Source organism: Nonomuraea sp. NPDC003560, from assembly GCF_042878785.1.
In the GTDB taxonomy this organism is placed as follows: Bacteria; Actinomycetota; Actinomycetes; order Streptosporangiales; family Streptosporangiaceae; genus Nonomuraea.
In genome coordinates, this window is record NZ_JBIAOF010000001.1 from 1,176,140 (window position 1) to 1,193,022 (window position 16,883).

Consider the following 16,883-nt stretch of genomic DNA (forward strand, 5'->3'; position numbering starts at 1 on the left):
CCGATCTGACCGGGCGACGCATTGACAGCGTCCCCGTGTGATCGTAGTTTCCTCCGCGACAGATTAAAACGTTTTGAAGAGGGGTGACCGTGCGACGCGTCTGCTTCCTGCTCAAGGTCCGTCCCGAGCGGCTGGCGGAGTACCGCGAACGCCACCGGGACGTCTGGCCGGACATGCTCGACGCGCTGCGCCGCGCCGGCTGGCACAACTACTCGCTCTTCCTGCGCGACGACGGCCTGCTGGTCGGCTACCTGGAGACCGCCGACTTCGAGGCCGCCAGGAAGGCGATGGAGGCCACCGAGGTCAACGCCCGCTGGCAGGCCGAGATGGCGCCCTTCTTCGAAGACCTCGACGGCCGGCCCGACGAGGGCATGCGGCCGCTGGACGAAGTGTTCCACCTGGACTGATCGGGAAGTCATGACCACTGACATCAAGGCCGCCCTGCGCGCGCTGCACATCGAGACGCCCTCGTGGGCGTACGGCAACAGCGGCACCCGGTTCAAGGTGTTCGCGCAGCGGGGCGTGCCGCGCGACCCGTACGAGAAACTGGCCGACGCCGCCCAGGTGCACGCCCACACCGGCGTCGCGCCCACGGTCGCCCTGCACATCCCCTGGGACAAGGTGGCCGACTACGGCCACCTGGCCGCCCACGCCCGCGAGCTCGGCGTCGGCATCGGCGCGATCAACTCCAACGTCTTCCAGGACGACGCCTACATGCTCGGCAGCGTCACCAACCCCGACCCGGCGGTCCGCCGCAAGGCGCTGGCGCACCTGCTGGAGTGCGTGGACATCATGGACGCCACCGGCTCGGACACCCTCAAGCTCTGGTTCTCCGACGGCACCAACTACCCCGGCCAGGACGACATCCGCGCCCGCCAGGACCGCCTGGCCGAGGCCCTGTCCGCGGTGTACGCCCGGCTCGGCGAGGGACAGCGCTTCCTGCTGGAGTACAAGCTGTTCGAGCCCGCCTTCTACACCACCGACGTGCCCGACTGGGGCACCGCCTACGCCCACTGCCTCAGGCTCGGCCCCAAGGCGCAGGTCGTCGTGGACACCGGCCACCACGCGCCGGGCGTCAACATCGAGTTCATCGTGGCGTTCCTGCTGCGCGAGGGGAAGCTCGGCGGCTTCGACTTCAACTCCCGCTTCTACGCCGACGACGACCTCATGGTGGGCGCGGCCGACCCGTTCCAGCTCTTCCGCATCATGTACGAGGTCGTGCGCGGCGGCGGCCTGGCCGCGGGCGTGGCGTTCATGCTCGACCAGTGCCACAACATCGAGCCCAAGATCCCCGGCCAGATCCGCTCGGTCATGAACGTCCAGGAGGCCACGGCCAAGGCGCTGCTCGTCGACCGGGACGCGCTGGCCGCCGCCCAGGCCGGGGGAGACGTGCTGGGCGCGAACGCCGTGCTCATGGACGCCTACAACACCGACGTGCGGCCGCTGCTCGCCGAACTGCGCGAGGAGACGGGCCTCGCGCCCGACCCGATGGCCGCGTACGCCAAGTCCGGATATTTCGAGAAAATCGCTGCCGAGCGCGTCGGCGGCACGCAGGCCGGCTGGGGGGCCTGACCATCATGGACGTCATCAACGAGCTCCTGGACCGCTCCCACCGCCTGGGCGCCGACCCGCGCAACACCAACTTCGCCGGCGGCAACACCTCCGCCAAGGGCCGCGCCGCCGACCCGGTCACCGGCCAGGACGTCGACCTGCTCTGGGTCAAGGGCTCCGGCGGCGACCTCGGCACGCTCAAGGAGGCGGGCCTGGCCGTCCTGCGCCTGGACCGCCTGCGCGCGCTGGCCGCCGTCTACCCCGGCGTCGAGCGCGAGGACGAGATGGTCGCCGCCTTCGACTACTGCCTGCACGGCAGGGGCGGCGCCGCCCCCTCGATCGACACCGCCATGCACGGCCTGGTCGAGGCCGCCCACGTGGACCACCTGCACCCCGACGCCGGGATCGCCCTGGCCACCGCCCGCGACGGCGAGGAGCTGACCCGGCGCGTCTTCGGCGACCGCGTGGTGTGGGTGCCGTGGCGGCGGCCCGGCTTCCAGCTCGGCCTGGACATCGCCGCCGTCAAGGAGGCCAACCCGCAGGCCATCGGCTGCGTGCTCGGCGGCCACGGCATCACCGCCTGGGGCGCCACCTCGCAGGAGTGCGAGGCCCGCTCCCTGGAGATCATCCGCACCGCCGAGGAGTACCTGGCCGCGAACGGCCGTCCCGACCCGTTCGGGCCGGTGCTCCACGAGCCGCTGCCCGAGGACGAACGGCACGCGCGGGCCGCCGCGCTGTTCCCGGTCGTGCGCGGGCTGGCCTCCTCGGACACTCGGCAGGTCGGCCACTACACCGGCACCCCGGAGGTGCTGGACTTCCTCTCCCGCGCCGAGCACCCGCGCCTGGCCGCGCTCGGCACGTCCTGCCCCGACCACTTCCTGCGCACCAAGGTCGCCCCGCTGGTCCTGGACCTGCCGCCGGACGCGCCCCTGGACCAGGCGGTCGCCCGGCTGCGCGAGCTGCACGCCGCCTACCGCGCCGACTACACCGCCTACTACGAGCGCCACGCCACCCCGGACTCGCCGCCGATGCGCGGCGCGGACCCGGCGATCGTGCTGGTGCCCGGCGTCGGCATGTTCTCCTTCGGCAAGGACAAGCAGACCGCCCGCGTGGCCGGCGAGTTCTACGTCAACGCGATCAACGTCATGCGCGGCGCCGAGTCCGTCTCCGCCTACGCGCCCATCCCGGAGTCGGAGAAGTTCCGGATCGAGTACTGGGAGCTGGAGGAGGCCAAGCTGCGCCGGATGCCGAAGCCGAAGCCGCTGGCCGGGCGGGTGGCGCTGGTCACCGGCGCGGGCTCGGGCATCGGCGCGGCGACCGCGCGGCGGCTGGCCGCCGAGGGCGCGTGCGTGGTGCTCGCCGACCGCGACCAGGCCGCCGCAGGGAAGGTCGCCGCCGAGATCGGGGCCGGGGCGTACCGGGCGTCCGACGTCGCGGTGGCCGTGGAGGTGGACGTCACCTCCGAGGAGCAGGTCGTGGCCGCCGTACGGGCCGCCGTGCTCGCCTTCGGCGGCGTGGACCTGGTGGTGAACAACGCCGGACTGTCGTTGTCGCGCTCCCTGCTGGAGACCAGCCTGGACGACTGGGACCTGCAGCACGACGTGATGGCGCGCGGCTCGTTCCTGGTCTCCCGCGAATGCGCCCGGGTGCTGATCGATCAGGCGATGGGCGGGGACATCGTCTACATCTCCTCCAAGAACGCCGTCTTCGCCGGGCCGAACAACGTCGCCTACGGCGCGGCCAAGGCCGACCAGGCCCACCAGGTCCGCCTGCTGGCCGCCGAGCTGGGCGAGCACGGCGTCCGCGTCAACGGCGTCAACCCCGACGGCGTGGTGCGCGGCTCGGGCATCTTCGCCTCCGGCTGGGGCGCCAACCGCGCGGCGGTGTACGGCGTGGAGGAGGAGCGCCTGGGCGAGTTCTACGCCCGGCGCACCCTGCTCAAGCGCGAGGTCCTGCCCGAGCACGTGGCCGCCGCGGTCTACGCGCTCACCGGCTCCGACCTGACCCACACCACGGGCCTGCACGTCCCGGTGGACGCGGGCGTCGCCGCCGCCTTCCTCAGGTGAGCCCGGGTGGCGGCCTCACGAGTAGGCCGCCACCACCCCCACCACCATCAGCAGCGCCCCGGCGGCGGTGACCACGCAGCCCGCCGCCACGGCCGCCCGCCTGGCCCGCCGCCCCGCCCCGGCCCAGTGGAGCAGCACGTAGGGCAGGAACCCGATCCCGCCCAGCCCCACCGCGGGCAGGGCGATCGCGGCCAGCACGCCCCTGGTCCCGGCCGGCGCCGCGCGGTCGCCCTCGGGCGTGAGCTGCGCCCGCGTCACGTCGCCCGCCGCGGAGTCGGGGGAGGCGTCCACCGGCACGGACGGGCCGCCGGAGTCGGGCGTGAACCGCCCCTTGCAGTCGTAACGCCCCTGGCCCAGATCGGCGCAGGAGAGCACGGTCAGTGTCCCCGGCGTGCCGGTCCGCCCGGTGGCCAGCCGGAAGTCCTGGACCGACAGCACCGCCGGCAGCACGCAGATCCCCACCCACAGCAGCACGATGACGGCGCGCCCGAACGGCCCGGGACCGGGCCCGCGCGACGGGGTGACGAAGGTGAGATCGGGCAGGAAGTCGCTCATGCCCGGCAGCATCCCGCCCGCCACTTGGGATTGGCCTGGAAAGGACTGGGACATGGACCCGTCACCGGCGCGGGCCGTCCCGGCTTGCATAATCATCCTCTTGAGTGCATCATCTTCACAAGCAAGGTCATGAGATAGGGTGCATAGTTATGCAGGAGGGCCGGATGAGAGCAGCGATCGCGGGAGCCAGCGGCTACGCCGGAGGTGAGCTGCTCCGCCTCCTGCTCGGCCATCCCGAGTTCGAGATCGGCGCGCTCACCGCGGCCTCCAACGCCGGCAGCCTGCTCGGCGCCCACCAGCCGCACCTGCCGCAGCTCGCCGACCGCGTCCTGGAGGAGACCACGCCCGGCGTGCTCGCCGGGCACGACGTGGTCTTCCTCGCGCTGCCGCACGGCCACTCGGCCGCCGTCGCCGCCGAGCTCGGCGAGGACACGATCGTGGTCGACTGCGGCGCCGACCACCGGCTCGCCGACCCCGCGGCCTGGCAGGAGTTCTACGGCGGCGACCACGCCGGCACCTGGCCCTACGGCCTGCCCGAGCTGCCCGGCCAGCGCGAGGTGCTGCGCACGGCCCGGCGCGTCGCCGTCCCCGGCTGCTACCCGACCTCGGTGCTGCTGGCCCTGTGGCCCGCCTTCGCGGCGGGCCTGGCCGCCCCCGACGTCGTCGTGGTGGCCGCCAGCGGCACCAGCGGCGCGGGCAAGGCGGCCAAGGCCCACCTGCTGGGCAGCGAGGTCATGGGCTCGGTCAGCGCGTACGGCGTGGGCGGCGTCCACCGTCACACCCCCGAGATGGAGCAGGGGCTGTCCGCCGTCGCCGGCGCCCCCGTACGCGTCTCCTTCACCCCCACCCTGGCCCCCATGAGCCGCGGCATCCTGGCCACCTGCACCGCCCCCGCCGCCCCCGGCCTCACCCGCGAGTCGCTGCGCACCGCCTACGAGGTCGCGCTCAAGGCCGAGCCGTTCGTCCGGCTCCTGCCCGAGGGCGTCTGGCCGGCCACCTCCATGACGTACGGCGCCAACACCGCCGCCCTCCAGGTGACGCTCGACGAGCGCGCCGGCCGCGTGGTCGCCGTCATCGCCATCGACAACCTCACCAAGGGCACGGCCGGAGGCGCCGTCCAGAGCGTCAACCTCGCCCTCGGCCTGCCGGAAGAGCTCGGCCTTCCCCTGACAGGAGTTGCTCCATGAGTGTCACCGCCCCACTGGGCTTCCGGGCCGCGGGCATCGCCGCCGGCATCAAGTCCGGCGACGCCCGCGACCTGGCCCTCGTCGTCAACGACGGGCCCAGCCGCGCCGCCGCGGGCGTCTTCACCGCCAACCGCGTCAAGGCCGCTCCCGTGCTCTGGTCGCAGCAGGTCCTGGCGGGCGGGCGGCTGCGCGCGGTGGTGCTCAACTCCGGCGGCGCCAACGCCTGCACCGGCCCCGAGGGCTTCCAGGACACCCACGCCACCGCCGAGAAGGTCGCCGAGGTCATCGGCGACAGCGCCGGCGAGATCGCGGTCTGCTCCACCGGCCTGATCGGCGAGCGGCTGCCGATGGAGGCCCTGCTGACCGGCGTCCAGACCGCCGCGGGCCAGCTCTCCCGCGACGGCGGCCTGGCCGCCGCCGACGCCATCCGCACCACCGACACCGTCTCCAAGATCTCCTTCAAGCGGGCCGACGGCTACATGGTCGGCGGCATGGCCAAGGGCGCCGGCATGCTCGCCCCCGCCCTGGCCACCATGCTCTGCGTGATCACCACCGACGCCGACCTGACCAGCGAGGAGCTCGACACGGCGTTGCGCGCCGCCACGGCGACCACCTTCGACCGGCTCGACTCCGACGGCTGCATGTCCACCAACGACACCGTGCTGCTGCTGGCCAGCGGCGCCGCCGGGGTCAGGCCCGACCTGGCCGAGTTCGGGCAGAAGGTGCAGGAGGTCTGCGCCGACCTGGCCAGGCAGCTGCTCGTGGACGCCGAGGGCGCCTCCAAGGCGATCGCCGTCGAGGTCGTCGGCGCCGCCTCCGAGGACGACGCCGTCGAGGTGGGCCGCACCGTCGCCCGATCCAACCTGCTCAAGTGCGCCATCCACGGCGAGGACCCCAACTGGGGCCGCGTCCTGGCCGCCGTCGGCACGACGAAGGCCGCCTTCGAGCCCGACCGCGTCAACGTCGCCATCAACGGCATCTGGATCTGCCGCGACGGCTCCGTCGGCGACGACCGCTCCAAGGTCGACATGCGCCCCAGGGACGTGACGATCACCATCGACCTGTCGGCCGGCCGCCACAGCGCCACGATCCACACCACGGACCTGACCGCCGAGTACGTCCACGAGAACTCGGCGTACTCCTCGTGAGGGCCGTCACCGCGGCCACCAAGGCCGAGGCGCTGATCGAGGCGCTGCCCTGGCTGACCCGCTTCCACGGCGCGACCGTCGTCATCAAGTACGGCGGCAACGCCATGACCGACGAGTCCCTCAAGGAGGGCTTCGCCGAGGACGTCGTGTTCCTGCACCACGCCGGCCTGCGCCCGGTCGTCGTCCACGGCGGCGGCCCGCAGATCAGCAGCGCCCTCGACAGACACGGCATCGAGTCCACCTTCACCGCCGGCCTGCGCGTCACCACGCCCGAGGCCATGCAGGTCGTCAGGATGGTCCTGGTCGGCCAGGTGGGCCGCGACATCGTCGGCCTGGTCAACCGGCACGGCCCGTTCGCCGTCGGCATGTCCGGCGAGGACGCCTGCCTGTTCACCGCCGAGCGCAAGCCCGCGCTCGTCGACGGCGAGCCGGTGGACATCGGCCAGGTCGGCGAGATCGTCAAGGTCGATCCCGGCGCGGTGCGCGCGCTGATCGACGACGGCCGCATCCCGGTCGTCTCCAGCGTCGCCGCCGGCGTCGACGGAGAGATCTACAACGTGAACGCGGACACCGCGGCCGCCGCGCTGGCCGTGGCGCTCGGCGCGCAGAAGCTGATCGTCCTCACCGACGTCGAGGGCCTGTACGCCAACTGGCCCGACGACACCGACGTGATCGACCAGCTCGACGCCGACGAGCTGGAGAAGCTGCTGCCCACGCTGTCCAGCGGCATGGTCCCCAAGATGGAGGCGTGCCTGACCGCCGTGCGCGGGGGAGTGCCCCAGGCGCACGTCCTCGACGGCCGCGTGCCCCACTCGATGCTGCTGGAAATCTTCACCAACGAAGGAATCGGAACCATGGTGATGCCCTCATGAGCCTCCACGAGCGGTTCGAGCAGGCGTTCATGCCCAACTACGGCGTCCCCCCGATCGCCCTGGCCCGCGGCGAGGGCACCCGCGTCTGGGACGTCGACGGCAAGGAGTACCTCGACTTCATCGGCGGCATCGCGGTCAGCTCGCTCGGCCACGCCCACCCCGCCCTGGTCGAGGCCGTCTCCAAGCAGGTCGCCACGCTCGCCCACACCAGCAACCTGTTCCTGCACGAGCCCGAGGTGCTGCTCGCCGAGCGGCTGCTCGGCCTGCTCAACGCGCCCGCCCGGATCTTCTTCGCCAACTCCGGCACCGAGGCCAACGAGGCCGCCTACAAGCTCGCCCTCAAGTACGGCCGGCGCGAGGGCCGCTCCTACTTCGTGGCCGCCGAGAACGGCTTCCACGGCCGGACGATCGGCGCCCTGTCGCTGACCGGCAAGAAGGCCATCCGCGACCAGTTCGGCCCGTTCCCCGTCGACGTGCGCTTCGTCCCGTACGGCGACGCCGACGCGCTCAAGGAGGCGGTGACCGGCGACTGCATCGCGGTGTTCCTGGAGCCGACGCAGGGCGAGGCCGGCGTCGTCCCGCCGCCCGAGGGCTACTTCGAGGCCGCCCGCGAGATCTGCGACGCCACCGGCGCGCTGCTGGTCGCCGACGAGATCCAGTCGGCGATCGGCCGTACCGGCCACTGGTTCGCCCACCAGGCCGACGGTGTCACCCCCGACATCCTGACCCTGGCCAAGGGCCTCGGCGGCGGCCTGCCGATCGGCGCGTGCGTCGGGTTCGGCGAGGCCGGCCGGCTGTTCGACAAGGGCGACCACGGCTCGACGTTCGGCGGCAACCCCGTCTCGTGCGCCGCGGCCCTGGCCGTGCTGGACAACCTCGACCTCGACCACGTCAAGTCGGTCGCCGCCGGGCTGCGCGGCGGCCTGGAGGCCGTCCGCCACCCGCTGCTGAAGGGCGTGCGCGGGCGCGGGCTGTGGCTGGCCGCCGTCCTGACGGAGGAGCGGTCCGCGCGCGTGCAGCAGGCCGCCGCCGAGGCGGGCTTCCTGGTCAACGCCGTTCAGGCGGATGCCGTACGCCTCGCGCCGCCGCTCGTGGTCACCCACGAGGAGGTGACCGCCTTCGTCGAGGCGTTCCCCGCGATCCTTGAGGAGGCGTCGGCGTGACCCGGCACCGCGCGGACTCGGCGCAGGTCAGACACTTCCTGAGGGATGACGACCTGACGCCGGAGGAGCAGGCGGAGGTCCTCGACCTGGCCGCCGCGATGAAGAAGGACCGGTTCGGCTACCGGCCGTTCGAGGGTCCGAAGACCGTCGCCGTCCTGTTCGACAAGCCCTCGGCCCGCACCCGCGTCTCCTTCCACACCGGCATCGGCGAGCTCGGCGGCCTGCCGCTCGTCGTGGACAACGTCGCGGTGCTGATGGGCAGGGGCGAGCCGACCGCCGACATCGCCCGCGTGCTCGACCGCCAGGTGGCCGCCATCGTGTGGCGCACCACCGGGCAGCGACTCGTCGAGGAGATGGCCGCCGCCTCGGCGGTGCCCGTCGTCAACGCGCTCACCGACGACTTCCACCCCTGCCAGATCCTCGCCGACCTGCAGACCGTCCGCGAGCGGCTGGGCGGCACGGCCGGGCTGACGCTGACCTACGTCGGCGACGGCGCCAACAACATGGCCCACTCCTACCTGCTCGGCGGCGCCACGGCCGGCATGCACGTCCGGATCGCCGCCCCGGCCGGCTACCAGCCCGACGCGGTGATCCTCGGCCAGGCCGCCGCCGTCGCGGCCAGGACCGGCGGATCGGTGGCCGCGATGACCGACCCGGCCGCCGCCGTCCAGGGGGCGCACGTGATCGCCACCGACACGTGGGTGTCCATGGGACAGAGCGGCGAGCAGGAGCGGGCGGCGGCGTTCGCGCCGTACCAGGTGAACGCCGGGCTGCTGGAGCACGCCGCGCCCGAGGCCATCGTCCTGCACTGCCTGCCCGCCTACCGCGGCAAGGAGATCACCGCCGACGTCCTCGACGGGCCGGCCAGCGTCGTGTGGGACCAGGCGGAGAATCGGCTGCACGCCCAGAAGGCCCTGCTCCACTGGCTGGTGACCCGCGGATGACCATCCCGATGACCAAGGCCGCGCGGCAGGCGAAGATCACCGACCTGCTGCAGCGCAAGGCCGTGCGCTCCCAGCCGGAGCTGGCCAAGCTGCTGGCCGAGAGCGGCGTCGAGGTCACCCAGGCCACCCTCTCCCGCGACCTGGACGAGCTCGGCGCGCTCAAGCTGCGCGCCGACGACGGCTCCCTGGTGTACGCGCTGCCCGGCGAGGGCGGCGACCGCATCCCGCTCACCAGGACCGGCGGCGGCGGCGAGACCCCGGCGGCGCGGCTGCACCGCATCGCCGAGGAGCTGCTGGTGGCCGCCGAGGCCTCGGCCAACCTGGTCATGGTCCGCACCCCGCCGGGCGCCGCCCAGTTCCTCGCCTCCGCCATCGACCACGCCGACTGGGAGTCGATCCTCGGCACCGTGGCGGGCGACGACACGATCCTCGTCATCAGCCGGGATCCGGCGGGCGGCCAGGCCGTCGCCGAGGCGCTGCTGCGCGTGGCGGACCGGCGTGGCTGAACCGGTCGCCGGGATCGCGGCCGCCCCTGACGCAAAGAAGGGCTGAGTTGCACTATGGTCGCGTGGGAAATGGAGGAGATGACGGTGAGTGATGGCAAGCCGATGCGGCTGTGGGGCGGGCGCTTCGAGAGCGGTCCGTCCGACGCGCTGGCCCGGCTGTCGGTGAGCGTGCACTTCGACTGGCGGCTGGTGCCGTACGACCTGGCGGCGTCCAGGGCGCACGCCCGCGTGCTGCACAGGGCGGGGCTGCTGAGCGACGAGGAGCTCGAGCGCATGATCGGCGCGCTCGACGACCTGGAGGCCGCCTGCAAGGCGGGCGAGTTCCGCCCGACCGTGGCCGACGAGGACGTGCACACCGCGCTGGAGCGCGGCCTGCTGGAGCGGCTCGGCTCGCTCGGCGGCAAGCTGCGCGCGGGCCGCAGCCGCAACGACCAGATCGCCACCGACCTGCGCCTCTACCTCCGCGACCACGTGCGCAGCATCGTCTCCCGCCTGGTCGAGCTGGAGACCGCGCTGATGGCCCAGGCCGAGCAGCACGCCGAGACCGCCGCGCCGGGCATGACGCACCTGCAGCACGCCCAGCCCGTCTCCTTCGGCCACCAGCTCCTGGCCCACGTCCACGCCTTCACCCGCGACATCGACCGCCTCACCGACTGGGACAAGCGCGCCGCGGTATCCCCGCTCGGCTCCGGCGCCCTGGCGGGCTCCTCGCTGCCGCTCGACCCGCAGGCCGTGGCCGAGGAGCTCGGCTTCTCCGCCGCCGCGCCCAACTCGATGGACGCCGTCGCCGACCGCGACTTCGCCGCCGAGTTCCTGTTCGACGCGGCGATGATCGGCGTGCACCTGTCGCGGCTGGGCGAGGAGATCGTCCTGTGGGCCTCGCAGGAGTTCCGCTGGATCGAGATGGACGACGCCTACTCCACCGGCTCGTCGATCATGCCCCAGAAGAAGAACCCCGACGTCGCCGAGCTGGCCCGCGGCAAGTCCGGCCGCCTGATCGGCAACCTCATGTCGATGCTCACCACGCTCAAGGGCCTGCCGCTGACCTACAACCGCGACCTGCAGGAGGACAAGGAGCCGGTGTTCGACTCGGTCGACACGCTGCTGCTCGTCCTGCCCGCGATGGCCGGGCTGGTCGCGACCATGCGCGTCAACACCGCCCGCATGGAGGCCTCGGCCCCCGACGGCTTCGCCCTGGCCACCGACCTGGCCGAGCTGCTGGTGCGGCGCGGCGTGCCGTTCCGCGACGCGCACGAGGCCGTCGGCCACCTGGTGGTCTGGTGCCAGGTCAACGACAAGGACCTCGGCGACCTGAGCGACGACGAGCTGGCCAAGGTCTCGCCGCACCTGACGCCCGACGTCCGCGACGTGCTCAACGTGCCCGGCGCGCTCGCGGCCCGCAAGGCCCACGGCGGCACCGCGCCCGACCGCGTACGCGACCAGCTCGTCGCCCTGCGCGAGGCGGTCGACGCGCAGGCGGCATGGGCCTCGGGCAACTGAGCGCCGCGCCGCTGCCGCGGAGTTTCTTCGACCGGCCCTCGCACGAGGTCGCGCCCGACCTGCTCGGACGCGTCCTCGTGCACGGCCCGGTCGCCGTCCGGCTCACCGAGGTCGAGGCGTACGGCGGCCCCGGCGAGGACCCGGCGGCCCACACCTACCGCGGCAGGACCCCCCGCAACGCCGTCATGTTCGGCCCGCCCGGCCACCTGTACGTGTACTTCACCTACGGCATGCACTTCTGCGCGAACCTCGTCTGCCTGCCCGAGGGCCACGGCTCGGCCGTGCTGGTCCGCGCCGGCGAGATCGTCGCCGGCCTGGACGAGGCCCGCACCCGCCGCACCCCCGCCGCCGGCAGGGGCGGGCGGGTCCCGGACCGTGACCTCGCCCGCGGCCCCGCCCGGCTGGCCGTCGCGCTGGGCCTGCTGCGCGAGCACAACGGCCTCGACGCGATCTGGGAAGGCGCACCCGCGGCCCTCGATCCCCTCACCGGGCACTCCGGGCGTTTCGGTCACGGGCCGGAGCACGCGACCTGGCTCACCGGCCTGCCCCACGGGTCGGCCGCCGTGCTCGAAGGCCGGCCCGCCGACCCCGGCACGATCAGGTCAGGCCCGCGCACCGGCGTCTCGACCGCCAAGGAGACCCCGTGGCGGTTCTGGATCGACGGCGACCCGACCGTCTCGCCGTACCGGGCTCACGTGCCGCGCCGGCGCAGCTCCGCGGCCACCTCCGTGGGGGAGACGCCCAGCTCGTGAGCGCTGAAGACGTGCAGGTGGTCGCCGGTGTCGATCTCCAGCATCTCGCTGCGCACCCCGAACCGCCTGCGCACGTCCACCGTGACGTCCTCGATCGCCGCCCACGGCACGTGCCGCCGGCCGGCGAACCCGTGCACCACCGTGATCCCGTCCGCGTCGGCCGACAGCCGCACCGGCACCAGCACGTCGCGCAGCCCCATCCCGCCCACCAGCACGGCCGCCGGCACCGCGAGGATCACCCCGCGCACGTCCCCGTCCACCCACCAGAAGACGGCGAGCCCGGCGCACGCCAGAGCCCCTAAGATCTTGAAAACGGCCAGCTCGCGACGGACCCTCCACATGGACACCGAGCGTATCCAAGTGGCGCGCCGGCACACCGATCGGGCAGGCTAAAGGCACCGACTCCGACTCAGGGAAGCCACATCACCGTGACCGACATCATCGACGACCTCGCGTGGCGAGGATTGATCGCCCAGTCCACCGACCTCGACGCCCTGCGCGCGTCCATGGCCAAGGCACCGATCACGGTCTATTCCGGTTTCGACCCCACAGCGCCGTCCCTGCACATCGGCCACTTCGTGCCGCTGCTCACGCTGCGCCGCCTGCAGCTCGCCGGGCACAACCCGATCGGCCTGGTCGGCGGCGCCACCGGCCTGATCGGCGACCCGAGCGGCCGCAACACCGAGCGCTCGCTCAACTCCAGCGAGATCGTCGCCGAGTGGGTGGAACGCCTGCGCGGCCAGGTCGGCAAGTTCCTCGACTTCGACGCGGAGTCCAACCCGGCCCGCCTGGTCAGCAACCTCGACTGGACCGGTGAGCTCAGCGCCATCGACTTCCTGCGCGACATCGGCAAGCACTTCCCGGTCAACCGCATGCTCGCCAGGGAGTCGGTCTCGGCCAGGCTCGCGGGGGAGGGGCTCAGCTACACCGAGTTCAGCTACCAGATCCTGCAGTCCAACGACTACCTGGAGCTGTTCCGCCGCTACAACTGCACCCTGCAGATCGGCGGCAGCGACCAGTGGGGCAACATCACGGCGGGCGCCGACCTGATCCGCCGCATCGAGGGCGGCCACGTGCACGTCCTGACCCAGCCGCTGATCACCAAGGCCGACGGCACCAAGTTCGGCAAGACGGCGGGCGGCGCGCTCTGGCTCGATCCCGAGATGACCTCCCCGTACGCCTTCTACCAGTACTTCCTCAACTCCGACGACCGGGACGTGATCCACTACCTGAAGGTGTTCACGTTCCGCAGCCGCGAGGAGATCGAAGAGCTGGAGAAGGCGGTCGCCGAGCGTCCCTTCGCCCGCGAGGCCCAGCGCACGCTGGCCGAAGACCTCACCGAGCTGCTCCACGGCCGCGCCGAGCTGGAAGCGGTCATGGCCGCGTCGAAGGCGCTGTTCGGACAGGGGTCGCTGGAGGACCTGCCCGCCGCCACGCTGGAGGCCGCCCTGGCGGAGGTCCCCAAGGCCACCGTCGCCGAGCTCGGGGCTTCCTTCGTCGACCTGCTGGCCGACAGCGGGCTGGTCGAGTCGAAGTCGGCGGCCAGGCGCGCGGTCAAGGAGGGCGGCGCCTACCTGAACAACGTCAAGATCACCGACGAGGCGTACGTGCCCGAGGCGTCCGACCTGCTGGCGGGCCGTTTCATGGTCCTGCGCCGCGGCAAGAAGTCGATCGGCGGCGTCGAGGTCGCCTGATCACGACCGGCGAGGCGGGCCCTACGGGGCCCGCCTTCCGTATGGCCGGGGTCCTGCGGGTCCGCCTTCCGTATGGCCGGGCGGGTCTTGCGGGGCCCGCCTTTCGTACGGCCGGGCGGGTCTTGCGGCCTACTCTGTTGTATGGCGAGGCGAGCTCTTGCGGGGCCAGTTGCGGCATGGCAAGGCGGGCCCTGAGAGGCCCACTGTCCATGGCGAGGTGGCCCCCCGGGAGGCCCGTCTATCTTACTTCCGCGCTGACGTTCGCGCTGACGTCCGCGTGGGCGTCCGTGCTGGTTTCCGTTCTGGCTTCCGTTCGAACAGGGCCACCGTCAGCCCCGGCAGATCCGCCGAGTGCTTGACCGACACGGGCTCGAACCCCGCCTGCCTCACCTGCGCCACCCGCGGCACGGAGTCGCCCTGCAACCCCGCCTGCTTGGTACCCCGCCACACCACCCAGACCCGGTCGCGCCCCTTCAACGCCGCCGCGACCTCCGACCTTTCGGGGTAGCCGAACCCGTCGGCGTCCGGCACGTCCCCTGTCTTCAGTACGTCGTCCGGCATCGCCGCGTCCGCGTAGTAGTCGAACCCGGCCCGGAGTTGGCTCTGCCCGTACACGATCGCGTCCTCCGGCTCCGCCTTGACCACTCGCAACGCCCACGGGATGTTCTCGAACCGCCCGTTCTCCTCGCGTACCGTCACATGCTCGGAAGCCGCGAGCAGACCCCCCACCAGCACGAGGGCCACCCCCGCCGGCACCGGGAACCGCGGCACCCCCGCCACGGCCACCCCCGCCAGCAGCGCGAGCGCCGGCGCCGTCACGAACAGGTACCGGTCCACGTACGCCGGCGTCACCAGCTGCGAGACCGCGAGCAGCAGCAGCGGCGGCAACACCAGCCACCCCACCCCCGCAACAGCCCACCGACCACCTTCCCCGGCCCCCGGATCAAGCCCCGCGAAACCGTCACCTTCCCCCCGCACCCGCTCAGCCCCCGCGGAACCGTCATCCAGCCCCCGCACCCGGTCAGGCCCGGCGGAACCGTCACCACGCCCCCACACCTGCTCGGCCCCCGCGGAACCGTCACCCAGCCCCCACACCTGGTCAGGCCCCGCGGAACCGTCACCCTGCCCCCAAGCCTGACGAGCCCCCGCCGACCGGCTCCCGTCGTCGCGCACCCGATCACGGCCCGCCGTCGACTTCCAGAGCACCACCGCACCGGCCAGCGCGACCGCGAACAGCAGCACCCCGGCCCCGGTCGAGCCCGCCGCCATCTTCGGGAACTTGAGCCACACCTCCGGCCCCCGCTGCGGGATCCAGCTGATCGCGTGCCGCTCCCCGAACCCGACCAGTCCCAGCACGACCGCGGGCAGACCTCCGATCCCCAGCGCCACCGCCATCCGCACCAGCACCCCACGCCGCACCAGGGCGAGGTGCGCGGGCAGCGCCAGCACCGCGAACAGGTGTGTGCAGCACACCAGCGCCACCGCCACCCCGTACGCCACCCACCGCCGCCCGCTCGGCCGTTCCACCGCCCGGTGCAGCGCCCAGAACGAGAACACCACCGCGGCCGCCGCGAACGCGTAGGACCTGGCGAAAGCCCCGTAATAGGAGACGGACGGCAGGATCGCGAACAGCGCCGCCCCGATCACGCCCGCCCGCACACTGTGCAGCCGCCTTCCGAGGTCGGCGAGGAACCAGGCCGCCACCCCGATCGCCACCGCCGACGGCAGCCGCAACCACAGCTCAGCCGTGCCGGCCTTAATCCAGAAGTGCATGAACAGGTAGTACGGCAGGAAGTGCCCGTCGATGTTCCGGGCCAACTCCCACAACCCCGCCAGTGACCGGGAAGCCGCGCTGATGGTGGCCAGTTCGTCACCGTTCAGGGTGGCCGCCCCCGTCCCCGAGAACGCCACCGCCCCCGCGACCAAAGCCATCCACCAAGGGGCAGAGGAACGCAGACGGGTCACAGGTCGAACCGAGGGGGCAATTGTGGCGGCAGTGGTCACCGGGGCAGAATACGCGCCCCTCCGAACCCCCGCCCTGCACTCTGAACCCGACAACCGTCCGAGCGACCTGCCCTCACCACAGCCTCCACACGCCAGTCACTGCCTTCGTCGCGAACGCGCTGGAGCACCGGCCATACAACACAACCCCGCACCTCAGAGCAGCAAGTACTGCAGTCTCTCCCGCTCCCCGCCCCGCAGAGCCCGAACGAACCACGCCACTCCACTGCCTCTGCACTGCCTCCGTCACATCGGGCCGACCTCACCCCCTACCGCCCTTCTCCAACCCCCTTCGAACCGCTGATCACTCCCTCCCACCACCAATCGCCCCCACCCCGCAACCAGCCCTCGCCGACGATGGCTCGCGCAGCACGCGTGACAAGCACGGTCATCCCGCGTTCCGCCATGCTCCCGTCCGTCGATTTGACGTGTCGCGGATCGCGACCTAATCTTTCACTTCGTCCCGGGAGCGAGCCGGACGCCGATCAGGCGGACGGGCCCCAGGACAAGCCCCTTGAGATGACAAGCCACCTCGGTCGAGGCGCTTCAACGCGCTTTGGCATGGGTTGTCCTCTGGCGCCCGAAGCACGCCGAATAATCGGTTGATTCGACAAGTGCCGGATGACACGGTAAGTTACGAGGGTTGCCTCGGAAGCGGGGCATCCAATCCTAGACAGGTTTGGCCCGGTTTGTTCAAGTCTCCGGATTTGACACGAAATCGGCGGGCCTGCTAAGATTAAGAAGACGGAATGAACGCCTCCGAGCGGGGATCCGGGAACGGGTTCTGGTGAGGAAGTACGCGTCCGTTTCTTGAGAACTCAACAGTGTGTTAAAAGCCAGTGCATGAAACACATGCATAACCCCGTCCAAATCTTCGGATGGACGGATTCCTTTTTGGTTGGGTTCAACCACTTTTCCAAGCATTGTTTGGAGAGTTTGATCCT

Annotated in this window: 15 protein-coding genes; 12 read left to right on the forward strand and 3 right to left on the reverse strand. The window is 72.0% G+C overall.

Annotated elements, in window-relative coordinates:
• The first annotated feature begins 89 nt into the window (after nucleotides 1-89).
• From ACFYUV_RS05675 to ACFYUV_RS05685, 3 genes are read left to right on the forward strand one after another with little or no spacing between them, the layout of a single operon-like run.
• Nucleotides 90-407 carry an L-rhamnose mutarotase gene (locus tag ACFYUV_RS05675; RefSeq protein ID WP_352364954.1) on the forward strand — a complete coding sequence of 106 codons (318 nt, stop codon included), beginning with the start codon at nucleotides 90-92 and terminating at the stop codon, nucleotides 405-407.
• Between the two features lie 10 nt (nucleotides 408-417).
• Nucleotides 418-1,572 (forward strand): L-rhamnose isomerase, encoded by a 1,155-nt coding sequence (rhaI, locus tag ACFYUV_RS05680; RefSeq protein WP_387665220.1) that lies wholly within the window; start codon nucleotides 418-420, stop codon nucleotides 1,570-1,572.
• Nucleotides 1,573-1,577: 5 nt separating this feature from the next.
• On the forward strand, nucleotides 1,578-3,617 hold the full coding sequence (locus tag ACFYUV_RS05685; protein ID WP_387665223.1) for a bifunctional aldolase/short-chain dehydrogenase: 2,040 nt from the start codon (nucleotides 1,578-1,580) through the stop codon (nucleotides 3,615-3,617).
• Between the two features lie 15 nt (nucleotides 3,618-3,632).
• Here the strand turns inward: ACFYUV_RS05685 and ACFYUV_RS05690 are convergent, their stop codons facing one another.
• Nucleotides 3,633-4,172 (reverse strand): hypothetical protein, encoded by a 540-nt coding sequence (locus ACFYUV_RS05690; RefSeq protein ID WP_387665226.1) that lies wholly within the window; start codon nucleotides 4,170-4,172, stop codon nucleotides 3,633-3,635.
• Nucleotides 4,173-4,336: 164 nt separating this feature from the next.
• Between ACFYUV_RS05690 and argC the strand changes: the two genes are divergently transcribed.
• The 8 genes from argC (at nucleotide 4,337) to ACFYUV_RS05730 (ending at nucleotide 12,244) form a co-directional block, all read left to right on the forward strand.
• A complete protein-coding gene (gene argC / locus ACFYUV_RS05695) occupies nucleotides 4,337-5,359 on the forward strand; it encodes an N-acetyl-gamma-glutamyl-phosphate reductase (RefSeq protein WP_387665229.1) in 1,023 nt (340 codons plus the stop codon).
• Nucleotides 5,356-6,507: a bifunctional glutamate N-acetyltransferase/amino-acid acetyltransferase ArgJ gene (argJ, locus tag ACFYUV_RS05700; RefSeq protein WP_352364964.1), complete on the forward strand. Its 1,152-nt coding sequence runs from the start codon at nucleotides 5,356-5,358 to the stop codon at nucleotides 6,505-6,507. The genes argC and argJ overlap by 4 nt, the downstream gene beginning before the upstream one ends.
• Nucleotides 6,504-7,379 carry an acetylglutamate kinase gene (gene argB / locus ACFYUV_RS05705; protein ID WP_364340797.1) on the forward strand — a complete coding sequence of 292 codons (876 nt, stop codon included), beginning with the start codon at nucleotides 6,504-6,506 and terminating at the stop codon, nucleotides 7,377-7,379. The genes argJ and argB overlap by 4 nt, the downstream gene beginning before the upstream one ends.
• On the forward strand, nucleotides 7,376-8,542 hold the full coding sequence (locus ACFYUV_RS05710) for an acetylornithine transaminase (RefSeq protein ID WP_387665232.1): 1,167 nt from the start codon (nucleotides 7,376-7,378) through the stop codon (nucleotides 8,540-8,542). Before argB ends, ACFYUV_RS05710 begins: the two co-directional genes overlap by 4 nt.
• On the forward strand, nucleotides 8,539-9,486 hold the full coding sequence (gene argF, locus ACFYUV_RS05715) for an ornithine carbamoyltransferase (protein WP_387665235.1): 948 nt from the start codon (nucleotides 8,539-8,541) through the stop codon (nucleotides 9,484-9,486). Before ACFYUV_RS05710 ends, argF begins: the two co-directional genes overlap by 4 nt.
• On the forward strand, nucleotides 9,483-9,992 hold the full coding sequence (locus ACFYUV_RS05720; protein ID WP_352330310.1) for an arginine repressor: 510 nt from the start codon (nucleotides 9,483-9,485) through the stop codon (nucleotides 9,990-9,992). The genes argF and ACFYUV_RS05720 overlap by 4 nt, the downstream gene beginning before the upstream one ends.
• Before the next feature lie 78 nt (nucleotides 9,993-10,070).
• A complete protein-coding gene (argH, locus tag ACFYUV_RS05725) occupies nucleotides 10,071-11,492 on the forward strand; it encodes an argininosuccinate lyase (RefSeq protein WP_358285899.1) in 1,422 nt (473 codons plus the stop codon).
• Nucleotides 11,474-12,244 carry a DNA-3-methyladenine glycosylase gene (locus tag ACFYUV_RS05730; RefSeq protein ID WP_387665238.1) on the forward strand — a complete coding sequence of 257 codons (771 nt, stop codon included), beginning with the start codon at nucleotides 11,474-11,476 and terminating at the stop codon, nucleotides 12,242-12,244. Before argH ends, ACFYUV_RS05730 begins: the two co-directional genes overlap by 19 nt.
• Here the strand turns inward: ACFYUV_RS05730 and ACFYUV_RS05735 are convergent.
• Nucleotides 12,184-12,585, reverse strand: coding sequence for a PH domain-containing protein (locus ACFYUV_RS05735; protein WP_387665241.1), 402 nt, complete (start codon nucleotides 12,583-12,585; stop codon nucleotides 12,184-12,186). The two genes, ACFYUV_RS05730 and ACFYUV_RS05735, sit on opposite strands and share 61 nt — an antisense overlap.
• Nucleotides 12,586-12,672: 87 nt before the next feature.
• Between ACFYUV_RS05735 and tyrS the strand changes: the two genes are divergently transcribed.
• Entirely contained in the window at nucleotides 12,673-13,938 is a 1,266-nt protein-coding gene (gene tyrS / locus ACFYUV_RS05740) for a tyrosine--tRNA ligase (RefSeq protein ID WP_352330051.1), read from the forward strand.
• 243 nt (nucleotides 13,939-14,181) lie between these two features.
• Here tyrS and ACFYUV_RS05745 read toward each other — a convergent pair whose 3' ends face one another.
• On the reverse strand, nucleotides 14,182-15,870 hold the full coding sequence (locus ACFYUV_RS05745; protein ID WP_387665244.1) for a glycosyltransferase family 39 protein: 1,689 nt from the start codon (nucleotides 15,868-15,870) through the stop codon (nucleotides 14,182-14,184).
• Between the last annotated feature and the right edge of the window lie 1,013 nt (nucleotides 15,871-16,883).